Annotated in this window: 9 protein-coding genes and 2 tRNA genes; 10 read left to right on the forward strand and 1 reads right to left on the reverse strand. The window is 67.0% G+C overall.

What is annotated here, in order from left to right:
* The 10 genes from ABZ319_RS38620 to ABZ319_RS38665 all read left to right on the forward strand — a co-directional run.
* Positions 1 to 423 (forward strand): DUF721 family protein (locus ABZ319_RS38620; RefSeq protein WP_354991553.1); only part of this gene is annotated, 423 nt, incomplete at its 5' end.
* A 470-nt stretch (positions 424 to 893) separates the two neighbouring features.
* Positions 894 to 2,933, forward strand: a complete 2,040-nt coding sequence (gyrB, locus tag ABZ319_RS38625) for a DNA topoisomerase (ATP-hydrolyzing) subunit B (RefSeq protein ID WP_354991554.1) — start codon at positions 894 to 896, stop codon at positions 2,931 to 2,933.
* A gap of 83 nt (positions 2,934 to 3,016) precedes the next feature.
* Positions 3,017 to 5,530 (forward strand): DNA gyrase subunit A, encoded by a 2,514-nt coding sequence (gene gyrA / locus ABZ319_RS38630; RefSeq protein ID WP_354991555.1) that lies wholly within the window; start codon positions 3,017 to 3,019, stop codon positions 5,528 to 5,530.
* Between the two features lie 43 nt (positions 5,531 to 5,573).
* Entirely contained in the window at positions 5,574 to 6,584 is a 1,011-nt protein-coding gene (locus ABZ319_RS38635; protein ID WP_354991556.1) for a DUF3566 domain-containing protein, read from the forward strand.
* A 134-nt stretch (positions 6,585 to 6,718) separates the two neighbouring features.
* A tRNA-Ile gene (locus ABZ319_RS38640) sits at positions 6,719 to 6,792 on the forward strand.
* 29 nt (positions 6,793 to 6,821) lie between these two features.
* Positions 6,822 to 6,929, forward strand: coding sequence for a DLW-39 family protein (locus ABZ319_RS38645; RefSeq protein ID WP_354991557.1), 108 nt, complete (start codon positions 6,822 to 6,824; stop codon positions 6,927 to 6,929).
* A 29-nt stretch (positions 6,930 to 6,958) separates the two neighbouring features.
* Positions 6,959 to 7,031 (forward strand) — tRNA-Ala (locus ABZ319_RS38650).
* Positions 7,032 to 7,207: 176 nt separating this feature from the next.
* Positions 7,208 to 8,233, forward strand: coding sequence for an adenylate/guanylate cyclase domain-containing protein (locus ABZ319_RS38655; protein ID WP_354991558.1), 1,026 nt, complete (start codon positions 7,208 to 7,210; stop codon positions 8,231 to 8,233).
* A 369-nt stretch (positions 8,234 to 8,602) separates the two neighbouring features.
* Positions 8,603 to 9,589 carry an ATP-binding cassette domain-containing protein gene (locus ABZ319_RS38660; protein WP_354991559.1) on the forward strand — a complete coding sequence of 329 codons (987 nt, stop codon included), beginning with the start codon at positions 8,603 to 8,605 and terminating at the stop codon, positions 9,587 to 9,589.
* On the forward strand, positions 9,589 to 10,431 hold the full coding sequence (locus tag ABZ319_RS38665; RefSeq protein ID WP_354991560.1) for an ABC transporter permease: 843 nt from the start codon (positions 9,589 to 9,591) through the stop codon (positions 10,429 to 10,431). Before ABZ319_RS38660 ends, ABZ319_RS38665 begins: the two co-directional genes overlap by 1 nt.
* 7 nt (positions 10,432 to 10,438) lie before the next feature.
* Here ABZ319_RS38665 and ABZ319_RS38670 read toward each other — a convergent pair whose 3' ends face one another.
* A complete protein-coding gene (locus ABZ319_RS38670; protein WP_354991561.1) occupies positions 10,439 to 10,621 on the reverse strand; it encodes a hypothetical protein in 183 nt (60 codons plus the stop codon).
* Positions 10,622 to 10,728: the final 107 nt, after the last annotated feature.

The raw sequence follows: 10,728 nt of genomic DNA on the forward strand, positions 1-10,728 counted from the left end.
CCGCGGACGGGCGGGGTGCGCGCGCTGCGCGGCCGCCGCCGGGGCTGGTCCGGGTCGGGGCCGGACGATCGCGATCCGCAGTTGTTCGGCGCGCTGACCAGTCAGCTCGCGAAGGGGCGCGGCTGGTCCGGCAAGGTGGCCGAGGGCATGGTCTTCGGCCAGTGGGCCAAGGTGGTGGGCGAGGACATCGCCGCGCACGCGCAGCCGATCTCGCTGGAGAACCACGTGCTCAGCATCCAGGCCGAGTCGACCGCCTGGGCCACCCAGCTGCGGATGTTCCAGTCGCAGATCCTGGCCAAGATCGCCGCCGCGGTCGGCAACGGCGTCGTGAAGCAGTTGCGCATCAACGGGCCCACCGCGCCGAGCTGGCGCAAGGGTGAGCGGCACATCAAGGGCCGCGGCCCCCGCGACACCTACGGGTAGGCCGAGCGGGGGCATCGGGCCGGAATCGCCTGCGGCGGAATCGGCCCCGCCGTCCCGGCCCGCCCGTCGCGTCGTTCCACGTGAAACGACGGGCCGGCACCTCGGACCAGTCCGAACCCCTGTTCGGGCCGCCGCGCGATCACGATCGCGGCGAACCGCATCGCAAACTCGTCCGCCCGCGCGCTCGTCCGCCCGCTGAGGCTCTTTCCACGCCCGTCACCCATGACCGGACATATTGCTGGTCGATTTCTCGCACTCACGGCCCACTCAGGGGTGTCATAGGTGCATTCCTTGTCGGTCGTACCAGTAGGATGGGGGAGTAACTAGCGGCGATACCTCCCGGCGCGTTCAGCGACAGCTCGCGCGTGGACCCGTAACTCTCGAGCAGACATGCTTTCGGGCCCCACGTGTGCGCTCGTCCGGCGCCGGGAGGATCAGCAAGTAAGGAGAGCTACCGACCAGTGGCTGCCATGGACTCCAACGCAGACGGCTCGACCAAGCCCAAGTCAGGCAACCCGGGCTACGGTGCCGACTCCATCACTGTTCTCGAGGGCCTCGAAGCGGTCCGCAAGCGTCCCGGTATGTACATCGGTTCGACCGGCGAGCGCGGCCTGCACCACCTGATCTGGGAAGTCGTCGACAACTCGGTCGACGAGGCGATGGCGGGCTACGCCAGCCGCGTCGATGTCACGCTGCTGGCGGACGGCGGCGTCGAGGTCGTCGACGACGGCCGCGGTATTCCGGTCGGCATGCACGCGCAGGGGGTGCCGACCATCGAGGTCGTCATGACCCAGCTGCACGCGGGCGGCAAGTTCGACTCCGACGCCTACGCGGTGTCGGGCGGTCTGCACGGCGTCGGCATCTCGGTGGTGAACGCGCTGTCCACCCGCCTCGAGGCCGAGGTGGACACCGACGGTTTCCACTGGACCCAGGAGTACAAGGATTCCAAGCCGGGCGCGCTCGTCAAGGGCGACGCCACCCGCCGCACGGGTACGACGATCCGGTTCTGGGCCGACCCGAACATCTTCGAGACCACCACCTACAACTTCGAGACGGTCGCGCGCCGGCTGCAGGAGATGGCGTTCCTGAACAAGGGCCTCACCATCACCCTGACCGACCAGCGGGTCGCCGAGAACGACGTCACCGACGAGGTCGTGAGCGACACCGCCGAGGCGCCCAAGCATCTCGACGAGAACGCCCCGGCCGCCGAGCCGAAGGTCAAGACCCGCACCTACCACTACCCGGGCGGGCTCGAGGACTACGTCAAGCACATCAACCGGACCAAGACCCCGATCCACAACTCGATCGTGGGCTTCACCGGCAAGGGCACCGGGCACGAGCTCGAGGTCGCGATGCAGTGGAACTCGGGCTATTCCGAGTCCGTGCACACCTTCGCCAACACCATCAACACCCATGAGGGCGGCACCCACGAAGAGGGTTTCCGCGCCGCGCTCACCACGGTGGTGAACAAGTACGCGAAGGACAAGAAGCTCCTCAAGGAGAAGGACGGCAACCTCACCGGCGACGACATCCGCGAGGGTCTGGCCGCGATCGTCTCGGTGAAGATCTCGGATCCGCAGTTCGAGGGCCAGACCAAGACCAAGCTGGGCAACACCGAGGTCAAGTCGTTCGTGCAGCGCACCTGCAACGAGCATCTCGCGCACTGGTTCGAGGCGAATCCGGCCGATGCGAAGACCATCGTCACCAAGGCGGTGTCCTCGGCCCAGGCGCGCGTGGCCGCGCGTAAGGCGCGCGAGCTGGTGCGCCGCAAGTCCGCGACCGACCTCGGCGGGCTGCCGGGCAAGCTGGCGGACTGCCGCTCCAAGGATCCGGTGAAGTCCGAGATCTACATCGTGGAGGGCGACTCCGCCGGTGGTTCGGCCAAGTCCGGCCGCGACTCGATGTACCAGGCGATCCTGCCGCTGCGCGGCAAGATCATCAACGTCGAGAAGTCGCGCATCGACAAGGTGCTCAAGAACAACGAGGTCCAGGCGATCATCACCGCCTTCGGCACCGGCATCCACGACGAGTTCGACATCGCCAAGCTGCGCTATCACAAGATCGTGCTGATGGCCGACGCCGACGTGGACGGCCAGCACATCTCGACCCTGCTGCTCACCCTGCTGTTCCGCTTCATGCGCCCGCTGGTCGAGCATGGTCACGTCTACCTCGCGCAGCCGCCGCTGTACAAGCTCAAGTGGCAGCGCAGCGATCCGGAGTTCGCCTACTCCGATCGCGAGCGCGACGGGCTGCTTGAGCAGGGCCTGGCCGCCGGCAAGAAGATCAACAAGGACGACGGCATCCAGCGCTACAAAGGTCTGGGCGAGATGAACCCGAAGGAGCTGTGGGAGACCACGATGGATCCGTCGGTGCGCGTGCTGCGTCTGGTGACGCTCGACGACGCGGCCGCGGCCGACGAGCTCTTCTCGATCCTCATGGGCGAGGACGTGGAAGCGCGCCGCAGCTTCATCACGCGCAACGCCAAGGACGTTCGGTTCCTCGACGTCTAGCGAGGTAGGGCCCGGGGGCATCGCATCCCCGGGCCTCTCCTGCGTCCGGAACCATCCAAAAGACTTCCTACGGAGACCAATTCATGACTGAAACCGAGCTTCCCCCGTCGGGCGGCGACCGCATCGAACCGGTCGACATCCAGCAGGAGATGCAGAACTCCTACATCGACTACGCCATGAGCGTCATCGTCGGGCGCGCGCTGCCCGAGGTGCGCGACGGCATGAAGCCGGTGCACCGCCGGATCCTGTACGCGATGTACGACAACGGCTACCGCCCCGATCGCAGCTACGTGAAGTCCGCGCGCCCGGTCGCCGACACCATGGGCAACTACCACCCGCACGGCGACACCGCGATCTACGACACCCTGGTCCGCATGGCCCAGCCGTGGTCGCTGCGCTATCCGCTGGTCGACGGCCAGGGCAACTTCGGTTCGCGCGGCAACGACGGCGCGGCCGCCATGCGCTACACCGAGTGCCGCCTGACCCCGCTCGCGATGGAGATGCTGCGCGAGATCGACCACGAGACGGTCGATTTCACGCCGAACTACGACGGCAAGACCCAGGAGCCGGTCGTGCTCCCGGCGCGGGTGCCCGCGCTGCTGATGAACGGCTCCAACGGCATCGCCGTCGGCATGGCCACCAACATCCCGCCGCACAACCTCACCGAGCTGGCCGAGGCGATCTTCTGGGCGCTGGACAACCACCTCGCGGACGAGGAGGCCACCCTCGAAGCGTGCATGGAGCGCGTGAAGGGCCCGGACTTCCCGACCTCGGGCCTGATCGTCGGCACCCAGGGCATCAACGACGCGTACCGGACCGGCCGCGGCTCGATCCGCATGCGCGGCGTGGTGGAGATCGAGGAGGACTCGCGCGGTCGCACCACGATCGTCATCACCGAGCTGCCGTACCAGGTCAACACCGACAACTTCATCAACGCGATCGCCGAGCAGGTCAAGGACGGCAAGATCGCGGGCGTCTCGGACATCCACGACGAGTCCTCGGACCGCGTGGGCATGCGCATCGTGGTGACGGTCAAGCGCGACGCCATCGCCAAGGTGGTGCTGAACAACCTCTACAAGCACACCCAGCTGCAGACCTCGTTCGGCGCGAACATGCTCTCGATCGTGGACGGTGTGCCGCGCACGCTGCGCCTGGATCAGATGATCCGGCTGTACGTGAACCACCAGTTGGAAGTGATCGTCCGGCGCACCAAGTACCTGCTGCGCAAGGCCGAGGAGCGGGCCCACATCCTGCGCGGCCTGGTCAAGGCGCTGGATCAGCTGGACGCGGTCATCGCCCTGATCCGCCGTTCGGCCGACACCGACACCGCCCGCACCGGCCTGATGCAGCTGCTCGAGATCGACGAGGTCCAGGCGACCGCGATCCTCGACATGCAGCTGCGCCGCCTGTCCGCGCTCGAGCGGCAGAAGCTGATCGACGAGTTGGCGAAGATCGAGCTGGAGATCGCCGATCTCAAGGACATTCTCGAGAAGCCCGAGCGCCAGCGCTCCATCGTCCGTGACGAATTGGCGGAGATCGTCGACAAGCACGGCGACGATCGCCGCACCCGGATCATCGCCGCCGACGGTGACGTCGCGGACGAGGATCTGATCGCCCGCGAGGACGTGGTCGTCACGATCACCGAGACCGGCTACGCCAAGCGCACCAAGACCGACCTCTACCGCTCGCAGAAGCGCGGCGGCAAGGGCGTGCAGGGCGCGGGTCTCAAGCAGGACGACATCGTCCGGCACTTCTTCATCACCTCCACGCACGACTGGCTGCTGTTCTTCACCAACAAGGGCCGGGTCTACCGGGCCAAGGCGTACGAGCTGCCCGAGGCGCTGCGCACCGCGCGCGGTCAGCACGTGGCGAACCTGCTGGCCTTCCAGCCGGACGAGAAGATCGCCCAGGTCATTCAGCTCAAGAGCTACGAGGATGCCCCGCACCTGGTGCTGGCCACCCGCAACGGCCTGGTCAAGAAGTCGCGCCTGACCGATTTCGACTCCAACCGGACCGGCGGCATCGTCGCGGTGAACCTGCGCGACAACGACGAATTGGTCGGCGCCGCACTGTGTTCGGCCGAGGACGATCTGCTCCTGGTGTCCGCGCACGGCCAGTCGATCCGCTTCTCCGCCAACGACGAGGTGCTGCGCCCGATGGGCCGCGCGACCTCCGGCGTGCAGGGCATGCGGTTCAACGCGGACGACGAACTGCTCTCGCTCAACGTGGTTCGCGACGGGGACGGAATCTACCTGCTTGTCGCGACCGCGGGTGGGTACTCCAAGCGCACCGCGATCGACGAGTACACCGCTCAGGGCCGTGGCGGAAAGGGTGTATTGACCATTCAGTACGACCCGAAACGTGGCAGTCTGGTCGGAGCGCTCATCGTCAACGATGATGATGAGCTGTACGCCATCACTTCGGGCGGCGGAGTTATTCGCACTGCGGCCAATCAGGTTCGTAAAGCCGGGCGCCAGACCAAGGGTGTGCGATTGATGAACCTCGGCGAGGGCGATACGTTGCTTGCGATCGCGCGGAACGCGGACGAGCCCGACCAGGTCGCCGATGACGACACCGGCGATTCGGCGAAGCAGTAGTTTCACCACACAGCGGCGGCACAACGGATCGAAGGATTCACCATTGACCACGAATCAGCCGAATGACCAGCGCGGTCACGCCAACGGTGTGACCGAGAGAATCGCCCCGTCCCCGATTCCGCCGCGCCCGCGTCCGGGGTCCGGCAACGAGGGCGGTGTGCCGCAATCGCACGAAACATCGGATGCCTCCGGTGATTTCGCGCCGGAGGGATCCGGGCGCACGACCGACCCGTCCGAGGTGACCGCTCCCGAAGCGGTCGACGGTCAGGCTGGGAATTCGCCGTACCAGGACGGAGGTTGGTCGCAGCTGCCGCAGCGTGAGCCGCAGTCCAACCTCTACCGGCCGGGCCAGTCGCCCACCACCGGTCGTCCGCCGTCCGGTGGCGGCGGGGGGCTCGGCGGTGGCGGCGGCCTCGGTGGCGGCGGCGGACTGGGCGGCGGCGGGCTGAACGCCGGCGCGTCCAATGCCCGCACCACGGCCGATCTGGCGGCCAAGGCGGCCCGCAAGGAAGCCGCCATGGTCAAGTCCGTCGGCATCGACGGACCGACCCGCAGCATCTCGCGCCCGGAGCTGGTGAAGGATCTGCCGGATCTGTCGGAGATCCGGCATCCGCTGCCGATGCCGGAACCGATCCCGCCGGCCGGTCCGGTGTCGCCGTCCGCCCCCGCGGCGGTGGCGCAGGCAGCGGCCACCGGTGAGCCGCTGCGCGCGACGGTGCAGGTGCGCCACATCGATCCCTGGTCCACGCTGAAGGTTTCGCTGGTGATCAGCGTGGCCATGTTCTTCGTGTGGATGCTGGCGGTCGGCCTGCTGTACCTCGTGCTCGAGGGCATGGGCGTGTGGGAGCGGCTCAACAGCACCTTCACCGACATGGTGTCGGACGGTGGTTCCTCGGGGATCATCGACGCGGGCACGGTGTTCGGCTACGCCGGTGTCATCGGCCTCATCAATGTGGTTTTGCTCACCGCGCTGTCCACGGTGGGCGTGTTCGTCTACAACCAGTGCTGCGATCTGGTCGGTGGTATCCAGGTGACCCTGGCGGACCCCGATTAGCCCCCGCTGATCCCGGTGCCGAAACGGCCGGTCCCGCCTGTACTTTCAGGCCGGTGACCGGCCGTTTTGCTTATCTGCGCACTCATCCGGTAATCTTCTGCCTCGGTCAGGGTGACACACTCTGAACCGGATGAGGGCCTATAGCTCAGGCGGTTAGAGCGCTTCGCTGATAACGAAGAGGTCGGAGGTTCAAGTCCTCCTAGGCCCACTCTCGAACATCACAGTAGGGTGGGATTCATGAAATTTCTCCTCACGGTCGGTGTAGTCGTCGCGGTGATCTTCGGAATCAGCAAGCTCCGCCAGCGCAACGACGCGGATCTCTGGCACGAGGTAACCACTCGCTGATGTGATCCTCTTCGGGACTCGTCCCGTTCGGGGCCTTAGCTCAATTGGCAGAGCACTGCCTTTGCAAGGCAGGGGTTAGGGGTTCGATTCCCCTAGGCTCCACAACCCTTCTCATCGCAGGTCAAGCCCACATCCGTGATCTTGGCCGCGTATTCCGTCCCCGGTGTCCACTCACCCGCGGACGGTCCCCGGCACGGTCCCTCCGGAATCCGCCGTCGTTCTTTGTGACACGAGACAGTGCGCTGAATCCGCGCCTGATCGCCCCGTAAGGTGACTGCATGGCTGCCACGGAAATCTCCAGACTCGTTCAATCCGTGGTGGAGCCGTATCTGCTGAACGGTCCCCGCAGGTACAACCGGCGCGAGGTCGCCCGGCGCACCGGGGTGCCGTCCTCGCTCACGCGCCGGCTGTGGGTGGCGCTGGGTTTCCCGGCCGATCCCGACGACGACGCCGTCGAGTACACCGACGCCGACATCGAGGCCGCGCGCACCTTCGCGCGCCTGAATGTGCTCGCCCAGGCGGATATTCACCGCCAGACCACCACCGCCCGCACCCTGGGCCGCTCCATGGCGCGGCTGGCGGAGTGGCAGGTCGATCTGGTGACCGAGGAGATCCAGGCGCGCATCGCGAACCGGCTGGCCGACGATCCCGGCGCGGATCGGGCAGAGGTGGCGCGCTCGGCCACCGAGGAGGTGGTGACCGATTTCGAGGCGCTGCACTCCTACGCCTGGCGGCGGCATCTGGACGCGGCGCTGGCGCGCTCGCTGGACGAGGGCACCTACGCGGGCGACACCCAGCGCATGCTGGCCGTCGGCTTCGCCGACATGGTCGGCTACACCCGCCTGACCCGGCACCTGGAGGTCGAGGAACTGGCGGCGCTGCTGGAGGCGTTCGAGGCGGCCACCAGCAACGCCATCACCGCCAACGGCGGCTGGGTGATCAAGAACGTGGGCGACGAGGTCATGTTCGCGTCCTACAGCGCCGAGCAGGGCGCGCGCATCGCCCTGGCCATCCAGGAGGCCGCCACGGCCTCGCACGGCGTCACCCAGGAGCTGCGGGTGGGTCTGGCCTATGGCGAAGTGCTGCAACGCTTCGGGGACCTCTACGGGTCGGTGGTGAACGTGGCCGCGCGCCTGACCGGTGTTGCCCGCCCGGGCACGGTGCTCATCGATGACGGTGCGGCACAGGAGATCAGCGACAACCCGCAGTTCGATCTGCGGCATCTGCGCACGGTCCGCGTCCGCGGCATCAACCGCCTGCACGGGCATGTCCTGCGCCGCAACGAAATACGGCCGTTGGTCTGATTCGCCTGATTGATCCCTCTTCGCCGTCACCGGCGAACCTACCCCGGACATGGGGGCGGGCCTCGGCGAAGGGGGGGAGTTAGCCGAGGCCCGCGTAGGGTCGGCCCGGGGGGGAGGGGCCGACGGAAACGATCCTACGCGACACCGGCAGATCGCGTGGCCATCGGGGCATCGCGTTCCAAGATTTTTCTGCCGCGAACCTGTCGTACCCTCGTGCGAACATATGTTCGTGCCGAAACCGCCGTGTTATTCAGATGACATTCTCCCGCGGATCGGACGATACTTGCCCCATATGTCCGATCTCGTTCCGCGGCGTTCGCGCAGTTCAGACCCCCTGCGAGCGTCTGACCACACGACATCAGGAGAATCATGCCCGACGCAGTAGTCGCCGAGGGTCTGGTCAAGAAGTACGGCCGGACCGTCGCACTCGACGGACTCGATCTATCCGTCCCCGAAGGAACGGTCACCGCGCTGCTCGGCCCCAACGGCGCGGGCAAGACCACCACGGTGCGCGTACTCACCACCCTGCTCATCCCCGACGCGGGCCGGGCCACCGTCTCCGGTGTGGATGTGCTGAAAGAGCCGCAGCTCTTGCGATCTCGGATCGGCGCCTCCGGTCAGTACGCCGCGGTCGACGAATATCTCACCGGTTTCGAGAACCTCGAGATGGTGGGCAGGCTCTATCACATGGGCACCAAGCGCAGTAAGGAGCGCGCCCGCGAACTGCTCGAGCGGTTCCGGCTCTCCGACGCCGCCGATCGCCCGGTCAAGGGCTACTCCGGCGGTATGCGCCGCCGGCTCGACCTGGCCGGCGCCCTGGTCGCCAATCCGCCCGTGCTGTTCCTGGACGAACCGACCACCGGCCTGGATCCCCGTGCGCGCCTTGATCTCTGGGACGTCATCGACGAACTGGTGGCCGGCGGCACGACGCTGCTGCTCACCACCCAATACATGGAGGAGGCCGATCGGCTGGCCGATTCCATCGCCGTCATCGATCACGGCAAGGTCATCGCGGAAGGCACCTCCGATGAACTGAAGGCCCTGATCGGCGGCGATCGCATCGAGCTGACCGTGGACCATGCCGACAGTCTCGGCATCGCACACGAGGCGCTGATCGGCCTGGCGCAGGGCGAGATTCGGCTGGAGCCGGGTCTGCGCCGCATCATCGTCCCGGTCAGCGACGGCTCGCAGGCGCTGGTCGACGCGATCGGGCAGCTGGCCAAGCACGAGGTCGTGATTCGCGATGTCGCGCTGCGCCGTCCCTCGCTCGACGATGTGTTCCTGACCCTCACCGGCCACGAAGCCGAGGATCTGGTCAACGGCGCCAAGGCCGCGACGACGGAAGGACAGAACTGATGAGTGTCGCCACCGCCGCGAAACCGTCACTGGCCGAACGCGCTTCGATGCTGGTGAGCGACAGTCTCACCATCACCAAGCGCAATGTCATCAAGATTCGGCGCGTGCCGGATGTGCTGATCTTCTCGACGCTGTCGCCGATCATGTTCGTGCTGCTGTTCGCGTTCGTCTTCGGCACGGCCATCAAGATTCCCGGCCTGGAGGGCGGCTACCGCGAATTCCTCATCGCGGGCATCTTCGCCCAGACGGTCGTCTTCGGCGGCACCTTCACGGGTCTGAGCCTGGCCGAGGACATTCAGAAGGGCATCATCGACCGCTTCCGCTCGCTACCCATGGAGCCGGCCGCGGTGCTCATCGGCCGCACGCTGGCCGACGTGGTCATCAACGTGGTGAGCCTGATCGTCATGTCGCTGGCCGGTCTGGTGGTGGGCTGGCGCATTCGCGGCTCGTTCATGGACGCGGTGCTGGCCTACGTGCTGCTGTTGCTGTTCGCCTACGCCATCTCGTGGATCATGGCGGTCATCGGCCTGATGGTGCGCGCACCCGAGGTGTTCAACAACGCGGTCTTCATGGTGATCTTCCCGCTCACCTTCCTGGCCAACACCTTCGTGCCGCTGAACGATCTGCCCGGCCCGCTGAAGGTCTTCGCCGAATGGAATCCGGTGTCGGCGCTGACCGAGGCCACCCGCGTGCTGTTCGGCAACACCAGTGACGCGTTCCCGCCGCCGGACGCCTGGTCCATGCGGCATCCGGTGGCGACCACCCTGATCTGGGTGGTGGTGATCCTGATCGTGTTCGTGCCGCTGGCGGTGCGGCAGTACAAGCGCTCGGTGAGCCGCTAGGCCCGCGTCAGCGATTGGTCTCCGCGTCCGCCAGCGGGGCGGGCGCGGAGCCGTTGCGGGAGTAGCCCAGACGCGGCGGTTCGGCCGCGGGGACGGGCGGCTGCGGCCGCCGGCTCAGGACGAACGCGGCGGCCCCACCGGCCGCTGCCAGCAGTGCCGCCAAGATGATCGATTTGCGAGAGCGTCCCATCCGACCACTGTGTCACGGCGGGCGAGTTCGCGCACCAATCGATGCGATACCGCAGCGGGGCCCGGGGTGCGCGCACCCCCGGCCTCGACACGGCTGGCGGTTGGCAA

Source organism: Nocardia sp. NPDC005978, from assembly GCF_040614455.1.
Taxonomy (GTDB): Bacteria; Actinomycetota; Actinomycetes; order Mycobacteriales; family Mycobacteriaceae; genus Nocardia.

Bases quoted from the DNA above. Each gene is read 5' to 3' on its own strand.
- gyrB (WP_354991554.1), top strand. From the start codon at position 894: ATGGACTCCAACGCAGACGGCTCGACCAAGCCCAAGTCAGGCAACCCG.
- gyrA (WP_354991555.1), top strand. From the start codon at position 3,017: ATGACTGAAACCGAGCTTCCCCCGTCGGGCGGCGACCGCATCGAACCG.
- ABZ319_RS38645 (WP_354991557.1), top strand. From the start codon at position 6,822: ATGAAATTTCTCCTCACGGTCGGTGTAGTCGTCGCGGTGATCTTCGGA.
- ABZ319_RS38655 (WP_354991558.1), top strand. From the start codon at position 7,208: ATGGCTGCCACGGAAATCTCCAGACTCGTTCAATCCGTGGTGGAGCCG.
- ABZ319_RS38660 (WP_354991559.1), top strand. From the start codon at position 8,603: ATGCCCGACGCAGTAGTCGCCGAGGGTCTGGTCAAGAAGTACGGCCGG.
- ABZ319_RS38665 (WP_354991560.1), top strand. From the start codon at position 9,589: ATGAGTGTCGCCACCGCCGCGAAACCGTCACTGGCCGAACGCGCTTCG.
- ABZ319_RS38670 (WP_354991561.1), bottom strand. From the start codon at position 10,621: ATGGGACGCTCTCGCAAATCGATCATCTTGGCGGCACTGCTGGCAGCG.